The following is a 14,981-nucleotide window of genomic DNA, read 5'->3' on the forward strand; positions in this document are numbered from 1 at the left end:
TAAAAATTAGTGGTGGTAGCTGGTCACAAGCTCAACTTCATTTTTTGAGCCAATGATGACAGGAACACGTTGATGCAGATTTGTAGGTTCGATTTCAAGAATGCGGACACGACCAGTCGTTGATGCACCGCCAGCCTGTTCCATCAGCATACTCATTGGATTGGCTTCATACATTAAACGTAAACGACCTGCTTTCGTTGGGTCTTTTAAGTCGTATGGGTACATGAAGATTCCGCTACGGCACAGAATACGGTGAATATCGCCGACCATACAAGCAACCCAGCGCATATTGAAATCTTTGGCGCGAGGACCTGTTTTACCTGCCAGCAATTCATCGATATAACGCTGTACAGGCGCTTCCCAGTGACGTTGGTTTGATGCATTGATTGCATATTCTTTAGTATCAGCAGCTACCTGAATCGCTTCAGAAGTCAACAGGAACTCTTGAGTTTCAGGATCGAAAGTGAAGAATACCACACCGGCACCCACAGTCAGTGCCATCATGGTTGATGGGCCATACAGCACATAACCAGCAGCAACCTGATTGACACCAGCCTGCATGAAGTCTTCTGCCTGAGTTACACTATTTTTTGCAGGAAGAATTGAAAAGATGGTACCCACACACATGTTGATATCAATATTGCTTGAGCCATCAAGTGGATCGAACAATACTAGATATTGACCATTTTCCTGTGCTGAAGTGAATTCATCCAGTTCTTCAGATGCTAAACCGCCTACATGTGGATGTACTTTTAATGCATCAATCAGATAATCATTAGAAATCACGTCCAGTTTCTTTTGCTCTTCGCCTTGAACATTTTCATGCTGAGCACTACCTAATACACCCGCTAGAGCACCTTTTTGCAGGAGTTGGTCAATACGCTTGCAGGTATTTCCAATTGTTTCAATTACTTGTGCAAGTTCAGGTGTGAGGTTCCCGCTTTGTTGTTGTAGGAATTGGGATAAGGTGCGGTATGACATAAGGGAAAAACTCCAAGACTTATAATCGGGGAAAAAAGATCAAAACGATATACGGCTATATTTTAGAGGAGAACGTCCGAAAAGGACAATTAAACTGAATTATTTGTTGTGATTTTGCCCTTGCAACTCCTGTGGAAAGTGCTATGTTGAATCAAAGGAAAAAATGATCATAGGAGCACAGAGATGACAACATTAAAGTTTGATGCGACTCCAACGCCGAGCGAAGCGATTAATCTCGATGAAATTTCTGAAGACAAGATGAAAGAAGCGTGGAAGGATTACGAAGCAAAACCTGAATATAAAAAATTCAATAAACACGACATGATTGAATCCATGCAAACTGCAGAAGAAGGTGAAGGCAAAGAGTAATTTTATTCTTTGATCTTTCAAATATCCCTCTAATTAAAAAGCACTCGATTGAGTGCTTTTTTATGAATGATGTATTATTTAAATGATCACTTATTTTAGTAGTGGTGGAACAGCTTCGTAGTTGATTTCTACACGGCGGTTTTCTTTCCACGCACTTTCATCATGGCCAGGATTAACTGGCATTTCTTTACCATAGCTCACTGCTTCAAGTTGGCCTGCATTTACACCAGAAGTGATCAGGAAACTTTCTACTGCTTTGGCACGACGTTCACCAAGCGCCATGTTGTATTCACGTGTACCGCGTTCATCTGTATGGCCTGTCAGAGCTACACGAGAATTGGCATTTGCCATCAGGAACTGGGCATGTGCTTGCAGAGTACGGATATCGTCATTGCTCAGTTCACTGCTGTCATAGTCAAAGTGAACTACACGTTTAGCTAAATAAGCCTTATTTTCCGCAGTTACACCTTTAGCAGATGCACCGGCCATATTTTGAGTACTTAAAGCTGCATCTTCACTTAGACCTTCAGTGTTTACAGTGGTGGTGCCACTGGTATCCAGGTTGCCAGTTTGGACTTCAGCTGCTGGTTTACGGCTGGCACAACCAGTCATTACGACTGCAGCTGCAAGTAAAGGAAGTGCAAATAATTTTACTTTGTTCATTCTTCATCTCCATGAAGGTTGATTATGGGGTAAAGCATTTATAAATATTGAACTATTATTTTGGTGCCCAAGCAGGTTCGCGGACTTCACCTGTTTCACTTGGCAAATTCATGCGGAACCGGCCATCGAGAGACATAATGGATAACAATCCACGGTTACCTTCGCGAGTGGCATAGACCACCATCTGACCATTTGGCGAGAAGCTAGGTGATTCATCCAGGCTGGTTGGCGTCAGGATATTGGTCACACCTGAGCTAATATCTTGTACAGCCACTTTATAGTTACTGCCACTTGGACGATGAACCAATGCAAGTTTCTTACCATCTGCACTTAAGGTCGCGCGGGCATTAAATGCGCCACGGAAAGTCAGACGTTTAGTACTTTCATTATTGAAATCATAGCGGTAAATCTGCGGAGAACCACCACGATCTGAAGTAAAGATAAATGATTTTCCATCTGGTGCATAACGTGCTTCTGTATCAATTGCGCTATCGTTAGTCATGCGTTTTAACTGGCGTGTTTCCAGATTCATCTGATAGATTTCCGGGTTGCCGTGCATAGATGCAGTGAACAGCATGCTCTTGCCATCTGGAGAGAAGCTTGGTGCACCGTTTAATCCACGGAAGCTGGCCAGCTTTTCACGTTGACCAGTCGCCAGATCCTGTACATAAATGGCCGGACGTTTGGTTTCAAAAGATACATATGCAATTTTTTTCGCGTCCGGTGTCCAGGCAGGTGACAGGATTGGATCACGCGAAGTCAAAATGGTCTTTGGCTGTTCACCATCCGTATCGGCAATCTGTAAGGTATAACGCTGATCAGGCGTTGCCGGGTTACGTAAGACATAAGCAATACGGCCAGTGAAATCTCCTGGAATACCGGTTAATGCCTGATAGATGGCATCGCTGATCATATGGGCTGCCTGACGGGTACGTGAAGCAGGAACAGTCAGCAACTCATTCAGTAAGTATTGACGTTTTTCGACATCATACAATTGATACTGAATGCTATAAGAACCATCCGGATTGGTCTTGGATGAACCGGTCACCACATAGGGTACGCCTGCAGCTGCCCATGCTTCAGCATTTGGCGAATTTAATTGTGCTGTAGCAGGTAAATTCTTCGAGGCACTGGCAAATTTACCAGAACGATTCAGGTCATTTTCCACCACCGGATAAATACTCTGATCCTGGCTAAAAGGCACAATGGCAATTTTAGGAGCAGCTTCAGGAGCTTTGGTAATTTCCAGATGCAGTTGGGCCTGAGACTGGGTCGCAGTGACCGCACCCAAAGTGGTCATGATTGCAAGGCAGAGTAGGTGTTTGCGTGTCTTTTCCATCATTCGTTATTTACTCAAATCAACGGAGTTATTTATAAGTGATTGGGCTACATCATCGCATGGATTTATGCGAAATAGACCACGAATTTATCATCAAACTGTTATATCACTATGGGGAGTGATTATTATTTAATCTGTTTCAATTGAAGTTTAACTCAAAAAAACAGCCATAACACTTTTTCTTTATTATGGCTGTTTTTCATTAATGAGCTGTAAAGGTTGAAGTAAAACTTCGTGCTTCACGGCGTGCATCCGGATCTGAAGGCATTGGATAAGGTGCAGCAGCACGTACTGCCGCTTCTACACTGGCTTTCATATCTGGATCACTGGCACTCACCACCACAGAAACCACAGAACCACTATCGCTCAAAGTGACCCGAGCAGTCGCTTTCTGGCCTGAGGAGCCCACTGGGGTATCCCATGCACGTCTGATTTTATTTTCGAAATCACGTTTTGCAGTAGAGGCAATTCGCTTAGATTCCGCTTTTTTCTGTGCAGCTTCTTCAGCAGCCTGTTTGGCTGCAGAGGCTTTGGCATCAGCTTCTGCTTTGGCTTTCGCATCTGCATCTGCTTTAGCCTTTGCCGCAGCCTCAGCTTTATGTTTAGCATCCGCCTCTGCTTTAGCTTTTGCAGCGGCATCAGCTTTACGTTTAGCTTCGGCCTCTGCTTTAGCTTTCGCCGCAGCGTCAGCTTTGTGCTTGGCATCTGCTTCCGCTTTAGCCTTCGCAGCCGCGTCAGCTTTACGTTTAGCTTCAGCCTCTGCTTTGGCTTTTGCCGCAGCGTCAGCTTTATGTTTAGCATCCGCCTCTGCTTTAGCTTTTGCAGCCGCATCGGCTTTACGTTTAGCTTCGGCATCTGCCTTGGCTTTTGCCGCAGCATCCGCTTTTGCCTTGGCTTGAGCCTCTGCTTTTTGCTTGGCGGCTAAATCAGCCTTTTTCTGCGCTTCAAGTTTGGCTTTTTGCGCAGCATCGGCTTTACGCTGTGCTTCTACTTCCGCCTTACGCGCTGCTTCAGCTTCGGCTTTAGATTTTTGTGCAGCCTCTGCTTTGGCTTTGGCAGCAGCCTGTTTTGCCTGTTCGGCGGCTTCAGCACGTTTTGCTGCTTCGGCTGCTTGCTGAGCGGCTTTGGCTTGAGCAAGCTCTGCCGCTTTGGCTTCTTGCTGAGCTTTTTGAATATCGATCTGTGGGGGTGCTGGTGCAGGCTGCGGTGCCGGAGGTGTCGGTGCAGCTGCCGTTGGCACTACAGGTGCAGGCTCTACACTCGGTTCAGCAGTTTGGGTAATTTCTTCTGCAATATTTTCATGTGCAGTTTCTTCAAACTCAGTTTCTTCACGAGTCACCGGCTTGAGGTCTTCAGGTTTAATTAAGACCGTTTTAATCTGTTTTGGCGGTTCAGGTGGCTTACTCATGCCCAGAAAAAGCAGGCCCACCAAAGCAACTGCATGGATTCCTAGCGTAAACCCAATCGCAATTGCTTTCTTCTGAAACGGTGGTTTCTGATAATTTTTCATACTTTATTCTAATGGCTTGGTCAGTAAACCCACTTGGGACAAACCGGCATCCTGCAGGCTTGACATCAAGGCCATCACATCGCCATAAGGGCGGGTGGTATGACCATTGATCACGACATTGAGGACCTTGTTTTCACTTTCAGCAGTGCTTTGTGCTTCTATCAAAGTCTGCGTCAAAGCCTCTAGGGTGACAGGACCTGTGGTCTGATTTTTATATTCCAGAAAATAAGTACCATCTTCTTTTAAAGTGACGATCGTAGGCGCATCTTTGGATTCGATTGGCAAGCCATTGGCCTGCGGCAAATCGACCTTGATGCCACTGGTAATCATTGGAGCAGTTACCATGAAGATGACCAGAAGTACCAGCATCACATCGATGTAAGGCACCACATTCATGTCACTTTTCAGTGGTTTTTTAATGCGCTCGAAGCGTCCTGAACGTTGAATGGCCATTAGTCATTGTCCTGTGTAGCGCCCACAGATTGACGTTGCAGCAGAGCTACCATTTCTTCAGCAAACAGGGCGCGGTCAGAGTACAGTGCTTCACCTTTAGATGTGAAATGGTTAAAGGCTAAAACCGCAGGAATTGCAGCAAATAAACCAATCGCCGTTGCAATCAGGGCCTCTGCAATACCAGGTGCGACAGTGGCCAAAGTAACCTGATCGACATCTGCCAGACCAATAAAGGCATTCATGATGCCCCAGACGGTACCAAACAGACCGACATAAGGAGCGACTGAACCAATACTGGCCAGCGCACCCAAGCCTTGTTCCAGATGCCCCTGATCACGACTTAAACCTACACGCAGAATACGCTCAGTACCTTCAATTGACTGGGCAGTTGGAGCATGGCGTTTTTTAAGTTTAAGGAACTCGCCCAGACCCTGATAGAAGATATCTTCCAGACCAGTACGTTTGGAATTGAGCTGGGCATTGTTATAAAGCGTCTTGAGTTCGGCACCTGACCAGAAAATTTTCTGGAAATGATTGTCATCAGCCTGAGCCTTTTTATAGCTCATGGTTAACTTGGCAATCAGATACCAGCTGTACAACGAGGCTAACAGGAGAGAAAGCATCACCAGTTGTACGACAGGGCTTGCTTGTAAAATAAGATCTGAGACTTGAAGAGATGATTCTAACTGAGTTGCCATAGCTGTTACGTGTGCCAAATAATTTTTTTAGTCTTGTTCCAATTCTTTATGAATCAGTTCGCGGATTTCATCAGGAAGTCGACGTGGTTTCATGTCTGCACTAATACATGCCAACTCGACCTCACCAGATGCAAGCATGATTTCACCACGATAAATATTTTGTTGCAATACAAATGATGAAGCTTTACATGAAATGACACGTGCAGTCACGGTAATCAGGTCATCCATGAGGATTGGGCGCATATATTTGACGTTAATTTTGTGCACAACAAAGTTATAGTCGGATTGATGCCAGTAGTGACTCACTCCGGAAGCACGTAACCATTCAGTACGGGTACGTTCCATATAGCGAATATGGTTAGCGTGGTAGACAATGCCACCCGCATCAGTATCTTCAATATAGACGCGGATATTGAATTCAAAGTGATTCGCCATAGTTTTGTTCCATGCAGATTTTACGAAATTATTGCTTGTTTTTGGAGGCTGGAGCAGGCTTAGAATTTGCCTTTTTCATTCCAAAAGTCAAGCAATTTAGCGCGTCAAAGTTTAGCACTGTGAGCTTTGAGACCAATGGCACAAGATGTCAAATCTGGATGGAGTAGGGGCTAAGCCAGTACGGAACGACCAATTGCTTATTAATACGGCGAAGTAAAAGCATGAATGAGACCAGTCATTCATGCTGGAGGAACTAAGAATCAGCTTTTGTTATTTTGCTTCCAGCTCATTTGTACCTGATTGGCTACTTTCGGATAATCCAGTATAAAACGGACATGACTTTCTACGCCGGTTCTTAAAGTCGCATCATCGACTATAAAATTCGGGTTATGGTTCGGTGCTGCTTTGGCTGGGTCCTGATCTGCTGGCGTTGCACCGACGAAGACAAACAATGAGGGCATCAGCTTGCCATAATAAGCAAAGTCTTCACTGGCGCTGGCATTGTTATCGAGCAGATGCAGTTTATCTTCACCGTTCACCTTAGCCAGAGACGGACGCATCAACTCGGTCAAGGTTTTATCATTGGTAGTAACAGGTGCATAGGGCGTAATTTCTACTTTGACTTTGACATCATTGGCTGCGGCATTGTGTTCCAGCATTTTCGGCAAGTCTTTTAAAATGCCTTGACGCACATCTTCACTATTAGAACGAATCGTACCGACCATATTCACCTGATTAGGAATTACGTTTCCTGTGGTACCACCCTGAATACTTCCAATACTGACCACGCCCATGCCTTTGATCAGATCTGCTTTGCGGCTCACCAGACTTTGTAAATTATTAATCATCTGTGCAGAAGCATAAATTGGATCGCGACCTGCCCAAGGCATTGAACCATGTACCTGATGGCCATCTACCTGTATACGTAAATGATCCGCGCTATTGAGAATTGCACCATCTTTATAGAAAATATTGCCGCTTGGCATACCCGCCATCACATGCATTCCAAAAATCACTTCAGGCTGAGGATTCTTGAGTGCGCCATCAGCCAGCATTTTACGTGAGCCGATCTGATCACCTTGACTAAAGTTATCAATATCTGCACCGCCTTCTTCTGCTGGCTGGAATACAAAAACTACGGTTCCGGCAATCTTATCTTTATTGGTAGCGAGCACTTTGGCTGCACCTAATAGCATTGCAGTATGCGCATCATGACCGCAGGCATGCATCACATAAGTTTCCTTGCCTTGATAAATACCTTTCTGCTTGCTGGCAAAAGGTACAGCTGCCGTTTCCTGAATCGGCAAGGCATCCATATCTGCACGTAATGCCATGACGGGGCCAGGTTTTGAACCTTTTAGAACGCCGATCACACCTGTTTTGGCATAGCCTTTACGTACTTCAATACCATAGGACTTTAATTCTTTTTGTACTAATTCCGAGGTTTTGAATTCCATATTGCCCAGTTCAGGATATTGGTGAATATGCTGGCGTAGTTTGATGGTATGCGCTTCGGCTGCTTTAACAGAATCATCTACCCAATCTGCTAAAGCCAGTTGACTGCAAAATAAAAGAGGGAGACAAAATGAAAGCGTCTTATGCATGTTCATATCAGGGAGAACCTTAAAAATCTGAATAGAGTTAAAGAGATGCCTGAGCATTACATAATGCACTACATTTGACCAAAACCCTCTGAATATGGATTTCATACCTTTTCGGTATATTCATTTTTAGTACTTGCTGATAAAGGGAATTTTACAGAGGTAGATATTGTAAAATTATGTAATTATAAAAATTTAACGGTCTATTTTATTTAAAAAATTCAAACTAATAGGGAATTATTAAAAGGAATTTGTATCTGATTTAAAAATCTTTCATTATTAAGTTTCAACTATTTCTCTAAGTTAAATACTATTTTGGCATTAAAGTTGCTTTGATTATTTCATAATTATTATTGATAAAATTTAAAAGAAATAGCCTAAGTATTTGCTTAAAGAGCAATAACTATAATAGCTAAATAAACTACTTAATAATAAAGATTTGAGTTTGTGCTTTTGGAGCTAATTGATTGCAGTAGTCAATTAGCTCTTTTTCTTTGCGATAAAAAATGGCTAAGCCAAAAGAATTTTATCTTTACTTTGGCTCAGGCGGCGTCATGCCAAATTGTAAATAAGCCATATTGGTCGCAATACGACCGCGCGCAGTACGCATCACATAACCTTGCTGAATCAGATAAGGCTCAATCACATCTTCCAGAGTACCTGAATCTTCTGCCATTGCTGCTGCCAAAGCTTCTACACCCGCCGGGCCACCATCAAAGCGTTCTAGCAACATCGACAGGTAACGGCGGTCGAGAGTATCCAGGCCATCTTTATCCACGTTCAACATATCTAATGCACGTTGAGCCATTTCCTGAGTGACTTCACCTGTGCCTTTGACTTGAGCATAGTCACGTACACGACGTAATAAACGATTGGCAATACGCGGCGTACCACGTGAACGACGTGCAATTTCTTTTGCGCCATCTTCGGTCATTGGCACATCCATCAGACTCGCAGAACGTTTCACGATATGGGTCAGATCATCAACCGAATAGAATTCCAGACGCTGCACAATCCCGAAACGGTCGCGTAGTGGAGAGGTGAGTAGACCAGCACGTGTGGTTGCAGCGACCAAAGTAAATGGTGGTAAGTCCAATTTAATCGAACGGGCAGCAGGGCCTTCACCAATCATGATATCCAGCTGGTAGTCTTCCATGGCTGGATAAAGGATTTCTTCAATCACGGGTGACAGGCGGTGAATCTCGTCAATAAACAGAACATCACCTTCCTCAAGATTGGTCAGCATTGCTGCCAGATCGCCCGCACGTTCTAGTACTGGGCCAGAAGTCGATTTGAGATTGCCACCCATTTCACGGGCAATAATATTCGCTAACGTCGTTTTACCCAGACCTGGAGGTCCAAAGATCAAAGTATGATCGAGAGCTTCAGCACGGCCACGGGCTGCACCAATAAAGATTTCCATTTGCTCACGCACCACGGGCTGACCGATATAGTCATCGAGGGAAGTCGGGCGGATGGCACGATCAAAATGATCTTCGGGTTTTTCAGAACCACTGATGAGACGGTCTTGCATATCTATTAACTTAATCTCTTTATCGAAGCTGTTTGATGCTGCGGAAACAGCCTCAAATAATGATTTGTGTTTAGCTGCCATTGTGTAGGCGTTGTCTTACTTTTGAAAGATCAAAAGTAACAAAAATCTTTTGTTGAGTTGAAGGTACTTCCTGTACCTCAACTCACCCGGCGACATCCATGTCGCCAAAGCTCAAGCAAATTTTGGATTGAAAATTTGCTCATAGGTAAATTGCTTATTTATTCATCGACTTTAATGCAGCACGGATGATGTCGCTGGCTTCGGTAAATTCACCTTTGGCTGCATTCACCAGTTTTTGTGCCTCAGCCGGTTTGTAACCTAAGGACTGTAATGCAGCTTCCGCTTCAGCCACGGCTGAATTGCCCATAAACTGAATTTGTGGAGCTGTCGAATTGCTTGGAGCAGTGCCCGCAGACATGGCTTTAAAGCGGTCGCGCAGTTCAATCATCAAACGTTCAGCCGTTTTCTTGCCGACACCTGGGACTTTAACCAAGGTATTTATATCTTCATTTTCAACAGTATGGATCAGCATCTCCACACTTAAAGTTGAAAGAATGCCAAGTGCCATTTTCGGGCCAACGCCGTTCACTTTTAATAAAGTGCGGAAAATGGTTTTTTCCTGAGCATTTAAAAAACCATACAGTAATTGTGCATCTTCACGTACAGCCAGATGTGTCCATAGGGTAATTTTCTGGCCTTTTTGCAACTGGCAAAAAGTGGTGAGTGGTGTATCAATTTCATAACCCACACCATTCACATTTAATAATACAGTCGGTGCTTCCAGCGCCAGCACTTCACCAATCAGACATCCAATCATCTTTTATCATTACTCAATTCAGTTTTGCAGCATAGTAGTCAGCATTTTCAAGAAAGGCAAAATCTCCTTCTGCAAAACAGGTAATTTTGCTACAATAGGCATCTAATCCAGTCAGATGTTTTATAACAATCCGGCCTTATTACCCTGCAATTCCTGTGACAGGTTATAAGCCTGATGATCCGAAAATTTCGAGATAATATCTAATACCTGCATAATATTGTCATAATGGCTGTCTTTAAAGTTTGCACCTGAACGTTGCAGAATCGACATTAACCGCTGTTCCTTAAAGCTCAGGTTTTTATGTGGTGTGGTCAGCGGAATAAAGGCATCCAGAATATTTTGCAGACTTTGATGGGCAATGATCTCTAGGCCCGCTTTCTGTGGATGTTCAAAAATCTTGTCACGTGCCAGTTCTTTGGCGCGGTTAATACCACTTTCAATATCTGACGAACAATATTGCAATAAAGTGCCTTGTAACTGACCAGATAGAATCTGGTCATGGTGGCGTGCAAAAGCAGTGGTGACTTCATTCACCAGACGTTTCATCACACGGCCACGCAGTGCAGCAATTTTCTGTTGCCAGGTCGTATCAGGCATGCCGATTTCAGAAGGCGTTCCATAATCTCCGAGCAGATTTAAAAATACCGGTTCCACTTCAGCATAGCTGAGCATGTTCAAGCTGATGCCATCTTCTAGGTCAATCAGGGCATAACAAATATCATCGGCTGCTTCGAGTAAGTAAGTCAGTGGATGACGACAATATCGATACTCGCCGAGCTGGATTAGTCCAAGCTCTTCCGCAATTTGCTTTAAAATCTCTTTTTCTGCCTGATAGCAGCCAAATTTGGCACGGCTACTGGCAGGTAAATCTACTTGTGATGCCATGGTTTTTGACAGCCACGGATATTTTAAATAAGCACCCAAAGTGGCATAGGTCAGGCGCATGCCGCCATCATTTGGATGATAGTCAATCTTGGTTAGAAGCCGCAGGCCTTGGGCATTGCCTTCAAACTGACGTACATCTGCTTCCTGTTCAGGACTTAAATCTTTTAAGAAGTCAGTATGTGATACATCATCAAACCATTCGCGGATCGCATATTCACCGGCATGGCCAAAAGGCGGGTTGCCAATATCATGGGCCAGACAAGCGGCTTGAATGATGGCGCCCACATCCGCTGGAGACACCCAGGGTGGAAGCTGGTCTTTAATTTTCTCTGCGGCCAACATCCCTAGCGAGCGGCCAATACAGGAGACTTCCAGTGAATGCGTCAGGCGCGTATGAATACCATCGTGCTGGGTTAAAGGATGCACCTGGGTTTTACGGTTGAGCTGCCGGAAGCTCTGGGAAAAAATAATACGGTCATAATCTTTGTGGAACGGGCTACGGGCCAGTTCTGTACTCTGCTTTTTACTACCAATCCGAACTGTCGAAAGCAGTTCCAACCAACGCATTTGAGTCATTTATCATTATTCAGTTCTCTACTTTCTGCATCATGCCAAAAAACTAGCTCATGCACTAGGGCAGTGCGACATGAATTGTCATGCTGCATATTGTTATTTCAGTCAGCTGGAAAAGACTGAAAATTAAAAATCAAAATCATTAAATGAACGATAAAAAAGCAGGCTCAATGGCCTGCTTTTTGTTTAAAGCGAAGAATCAGATTAGCTCTTCGCCATTTTTCTTGGCCTGTTGTGTGTCTTTATAGACATTCAGGCAAATCGTGAACAAGACCAGGCTTGCCACCAATGGCCAAAAAAGTACATATAGGGTCAATAATTGACTTGTCATCTGAAATCTCCTTATTTACTTTTCTCAGATAGCTGGTGAAATTCAATCACCATCTTGTTGATTTGCTTAAAATCAAATTTTTCTTTGCTGTAGAGTAGCGTCAACACAGTACATACCAACGCACTACTGCCATAAGCTGTCAGTGAGCTTAACAAGGTGCCGTATTCACGCAGGAAGCCGATGGTCCATGGCATGAAACCAATACTAGCCAATATGCCAACGACCAAGCCCACTTTTTTACCGAAGAAACCAAAGGTCATCAGACCCAGCACCACACCAATACCCAAGGTCGCAACGAGTTCAAAGCCAAGTGCGATCAATCCCTGAATCGGAAGCCATTCAAAACGTACAATCAGAAAGCTTAAAAATGCGAGGCCCACTGACCAGTTAAAGGCCCGGGCATTCACCTTGTCCCAATACAGGCTGACAATCACCGGGAATACAATAGAACCCCAAAGCGCACCCACAAAAATCAGCATCGACAAAATGTCAAACTTCAAGGTGGCAATCACAATTCCCAGCATGGTGGCAACGATCATGGTCATACGGCCAATAAATAGCATTTTCTTTGGATCAGGACGGTTTTTCGCAATCTGTTTGCCATAAATGTCTGTCATGACAATCGCAGACAGGGCAGACAGATCCGAGTCAGCGGTAGAAGACAGGGCTCCAATCACCATGATGAATAACAGCGCGACCATAAATGGAGAAAGATAAGTCGCTGCCATTTGCGGAATCAGGTTATTCAGGTTGTCATCAATAGGTTGAATACCTGCAAATAGTGCCAATAACCCCAGCATGCCTAGACCAATGACAATTGCAGCATAACCAATGGTTGCAGTGATAAAACTTGGTTTGATCAGGTCTTCACGGACTGCAAACAGGCGCTGGGCAATGGTCTGATTACCAATCGCGTAGGCCAATACGGCAACAAAAAACGGTGCACCTTGTTCCAGAAAGGCTGTTTTAGAGAAAAAATCCAGCTGTTCTGGTTGCAGGTTATGAATCCCGCTTTGAAACAGGGAGGATCCGCCTAAGGTAAAGAACAAGGTTGGAATAATGATCACAGCCGCGACAATCATTGCCACCAGCTGACCGAAATCGGTAAAGACCGAGGAACGGAACCCCGACCAAAGGGTATAGGACAGCACACCGATGCCGGTAATCAGCACGCCATGGATAAAGCTTAAAGGAGATAAAATCTCAACCAGTGCCCCAGCGGCGGTAAAGTTCACCATCAGGCTGATTACGCTACCCACAATATTGGAACCTGCCAGAATCATCTGGCTTTGATTGCCATGCCGGGCATGCATGATTTCTGCCAGAGTATGTGCATTAGGCGCCAGTTCACGAAAGCGCTTGCCAAAGGGATAGATAAATAAAATCATCAGCGCACCCCATAAACCATAGTGGAGGGCACCGGAAACGCCGTATGTATATCCGGATGAAGCTGCTGCATAAAATGATGCGGCCCAAATCCAGGTGGCGGTCATACTGGCCGCAGACATTCCAAATCCGATGGAGCCATTCGAGACCATGTAGCCATCAACATTTTCATTTTTCTGTTTAATACGTAACGATAGTAAAAAAGTGATGCCATAGAAAAGCACCATCAATAGTACAGTTGCTGTACTAGTGAATTGAAACATACATACTCCTTAAGCGGGTCACCTTTTGTTTTTGAAAATTAAATCATTGGTGACAGATTAAGGCTCTAAAATAGACAGAGCAGTGAAGCTATAGAACATCAAAAATTAGTGTCCGAATATAGAATTTATATTCATCTCTACAGCAGAAAGGAAAAACCATTGCCAGGCCCAGAATTTAGACAATTTCTCAGCAATTCGGCTAGAGCTTAACATAAAATCATCAAATTTACTGATGAAGTGTCTATTTGGTAAGATTCTTAGCTGATATAGACGTGTGGGCCTGTTATTCTATTAGTTGAATAAAAAAGAAATTTTCTATATTTTTCAGCAATTACAAATATTTATTTTAAACTTTTCGAGTTAAATAAAACCTGAGAATACGGCTTAAATAAAAAAGGTAACAAAATTTTATTATTAATCATTTCTTCATTATTTTTTTATATAAACCTCATAATTCCTGGTAAATTTCCTCATAAATATGAGTGGTATTTTGCTATTTATATTGTGTTTTTTACACATAATAGAGCTCATGAATAAATGATGAAATTTCAAAATATTGGATATGGTGGGGATTTTGTCGATATATTTTTTGGTCTTTTAGATGAGTAAATTTCGCTTAATTATGATCTGAGAAGATAAAAATCAAATATAAAAAAATAAAAGGCCCAAATAAGAAACTTTATTTTTATTCTTTTAGAAGGTGAGAATAGATGTCCAGTTTTTCCCCCGCAGATGATGTCAGATTAAAATACCACTCAGTATTAATTATTCTTTCATAGAGGGGAGTAATTTGCCTCTGTTACTGTAATGGCGGAGATCAGCGGAGAACTGTTCCTTGTAGTACAGAAAACGGCAGAAGACCTTTAACCAGTTTTCTAATCTTAGAAGTCAAAGTTAAGAGTCAATCAAAAGAATCAAAAACAGTCTGCAAAAAATACGACTTCATTAAATCTTGTAATCAAGTATTTCATTTTGGCCTAAATAGGAGTTTTGGCAGGTCATGACAATAAAACCTGAATTTGATTTTGTCCCGATTGTTGTTGAAAAATAATACAATTTTTATGCAGAAAATTATTCTGAAGCGGTTTTGATTTTTCTTGAAAAAAATGTGTTAACCTGTGC

Annotated in this window: 14 protein-coding genes; 1 reads left to right on the plus strand and 13 read right to left on the minus strand. The window is 43.3% G+C overall.

Annotated features, from left to right (window positions below):
* Positions 1–6 precede the first annotated feature (6 nt).
* On the minus strand, positions 7–981 hold the full coding sequence (locus FTU46_RS04475; RefSeq protein WP_159124035.1) for a class 1 fructose-bisphosphatase: 975 nt from the start codon (positions 979–981) through the stop codon (positions 7–9).
* Positions 982–1,164: 183 nt separating this feature from the next.
* On the opposite strand from FTU46_RS04475, the gene FTU46_RS04480 reads away from it, so the two are divergent.
* Positions 1,165–1,350 carry an NF038105 family protein gene (locus tag FTU46_RS04480; protein WP_159124034.1) on the plus strand — a complete coding sequence of 62 codons (186 nt, stop codon included), beginning with the start codon at positions 1,165–1,167 and terminating at the stop codon, positions 1,348–1,350.
* A 90-nt stretch (positions 1,351–1,440) separates the two neighbouring features.
* On the opposite strand, the gene pal is transcribed toward FTU46_RS04480, so the two are convergent.
* The 12 genes from pal to FTU46_RS04535 form a co-directional block, all read right to left on the minus strand.
* A complete protein-coding gene (pal, locus tag FTU46_RS04485; protein ID WP_180104427.1) occupies positions 1,441–2,013 on the minus strand; it encodes a peptidoglycan-associated lipoprotein Pal in 573 nt (190 codons plus the stop codon).
* Positions 2,014–2,068: 55 nt separating this feature from the next.
* On the minus strand, positions 2,069–3,352 hold the full coding sequence (gene tolB / locus FTU46_RS04490) for a Tol-Pal system beta propeller repeat protein TolB (protein WP_175968221.1): 1,284 nt from the start codon (positions 3,350–3,352) through the stop codon (positions 2,069–2,071).
* Positions 3,353–3,554: 202 nt separating this feature from the next.
* On the minus strand, positions 3,555–4,862 hold the full coding sequence (gene tolA, locus FTU46_RS04495) for a cell envelope integrity protein TolA (protein ID WP_180104428.1): 1,308 nt from the start codon (positions 4,860–4,862) through the stop codon (positions 3,555–3,557).
* Positions 4,863–4,865: 3 nt separating this feature from the next.
* The gene (tolR, locus tag FTU46_RS04500) at positions 4,866–5,315 is read right to left on the minus strand and encodes a protein TolR (RefSeq protein WP_159124030.1); all 450 of its coding nucleotides are present in this window, start codon (positions 5,313–5,315) and stop codon (positions 4,866–4,868) included.
* On the minus strand, positions 5,315–6,013 hold the full coding sequence (tolQ, locus tag FTU46_RS04505; RefSeq protein WP_179992679.1) for a protein TolQ: 699 nt from the start codon (positions 6,011–6,013) through the stop codon (positions 5,315–5,317). The genes tolR and tolQ overlap by 1 nt, the downstream gene beginning before the upstream one ends.
* 27 nt (positions 6,014–6,040) lie before the next feature.
* Positions 6,041–6,448, minus strand: a complete 408-nt coding sequence (ybgC, locus tag FTU46_RS04510; protein ID WP_034170923.1) for a tol-pal system-associated acyl-CoA thioesterase — start codon at positions 6,446–6,448, stop codon at positions 6,041–6,043.
* Positions 6,449–6,708: 260 nt separating this feature from the next.
* On the minus strand, positions 6,709–8,058 hold the full coding sequence (locus FTU46_RS04515; protein WP_180104429.1) for an amidohydrolase: 1,350 nt from the start codon (positions 8,056–8,058) through the stop codon (positions 6,709–6,711).
* A gap of 523 nt (positions 8,059–8,581) precedes the next feature.
* Positions 8,582–9,583 (minus strand): Holliday junction branch migration DNA helicase RuvB, encoded by a 1,002-nt coding sequence (gene ruvB / locus FTU46_RS04520; RefSeq protein WP_034170977.1) that lies wholly within the window; start codon positions 9,581–9,583, stop codon positions 8,582–8,584.
* Between the two features lie 235 nt (positions 9,584–9,818).
* Positions 9,819–10,421 (minus strand): Holliday junction branch migration protein RuvA, encoded by a 603-nt coding sequence (ruvA, locus tag FTU46_RS04525; protein WP_159124027.1) that lies wholly within the window; start codon positions 10,419–10,421, stop codon positions 9,819–9,821.
* 120 nt (positions 10,422–10,541) lie between these two features.
* Positions 10,542–11,882: a deoxyguanosinetriphosphate triphosphohydrolase gene (locus FTU46_RS04530; protein WP_166138742.1), complete on the minus strand. Its 1,341-nt coding sequence runs from the start codon at positions 11,880–11,882 to the stop codon at positions 10,542–10,544.
* Positions 11,883–12,078: 196 nt separating this feature from the next.
* The gene (locus FTU46_RS16635) at positions 12,079–12,210 is read right to left on the minus strand and encodes a putative transporter small subunit (protein ID WP_004645659.1); all 132 of its coding nucleotides are present in this window, start codon (positions 12,208–12,210) and stop codon (positions 12,079–12,081) included.
* Between the two features lie 11 nt (positions 12,211–12,221).
* Positions 12,222–13,859, minus strand: coding sequence for a sodium:proline symporter (locus tag FTU46_RS04535; protein ID WP_180104430.1), 1,638 nt, complete (start codon positions 13,857–13,859; stop codon positions 12,222–12,224).
* Positions 13,860–14,981 lie beyond the last annotated feature (1,122 nt).

The sequence above is a fragment of the Acinetobacter sp. YH12108 genome (assembly GCF_013419055.1).
GTDB lineage: Bacteria > Pseudomonadota > Gammaproteobacteria > Pseudomonadales > Moraxellaceae > Acinetobacter.

Coding starts and splice junctions, on each gene's coding strand:
- FTU46_RS04475 (WP_159124035.1), bottom strand. CDS start 981: ATGTCATACCGCACCTTATCCCAATTCCTACAACAACAAAGCGGGAAC.
- FTU46_RS04480 (WP_159124034.1), top strand. CDS start 1,165: ATGACAACATTAAAGTTTGATGCGACTCCAACGCCGAGCGAAGCGATT.
- pal (WP_180104427.1), bottom strand. CDS start 2,013: ATGAACAAAGTAAAATTATTTGCACTTCCTTTACTTGCAGCTGCAGTC.
- tolB (WP_175968221.1), bottom strand. CDS start 3,352: ATGGAAAAGACACGCAAACACCTACTCTGCCTTGCAATCATGACCACT.
- tolA (WP_180104428.1), bottom strand. CDS start 4,862: ATGAAAAATTATCAGAAACCACCGTTTCAGAAGAAAGCAATTGCGATT.
- tolR (WP_159124030.1), bottom strand. CDS start 5,315: ATGGCCATTCAACGTTCAGGACGCTTCGAGCGCATTAAAAAACCACTG.
- tolQ (WP_179992679.1), bottom strand. CDS start 6,013: ATGGCAACTCAGTTAGAATCATCTCTTCAAGTCTCAGATCTTATTTTA.
- ybgC (WP_034170923.1), bottom strand. CDS start 6,448: ATGGCGAATCACTTTGAATTCAATATCCGCGTCTATATTGAAGATACT.
- FTU46_RS04515 (WP_180104429.1), bottom strand. CDS start 8,058: ATGAACATGCATAAGACGCTTTCATTTTGTCTCCCTCTTTTATTTTGC.
- ruvB (WP_034170977.1), bottom strand. CDS start 9,583: ATGCAAGACCGTCTCATCAGTGGTTCTGAAAAACCCGAAGATCATTTT.
- ruvA (WP_159124027.1), bottom strand. CDS start 10,421: ATGATTGGATGTCTGATTGGTGAAGTGCTGGCGCTGGAAGCACCGACT.
- FTU46_RS04530 (WP_166138742.1), bottom strand. CDS start 11,882: ATGACTCAAATGCGTTGGTTGGAACTGCTTTCGACAGTTCGGATTGGT.
- FTU46_RS16635 (WP_004645659.1), bottom strand. CDS start 12,210: ATGACAAGTCAATTATTGACCCTATATGTACTTTTTTGGCCATTGGTG.
- FTU46_RS04535 (WP_180104430.1), bottom strand. CDS start 13,859: ATGTTTCAATTCACTAGTACAGCAACTGTACTATTGATGGTGCTTTTC.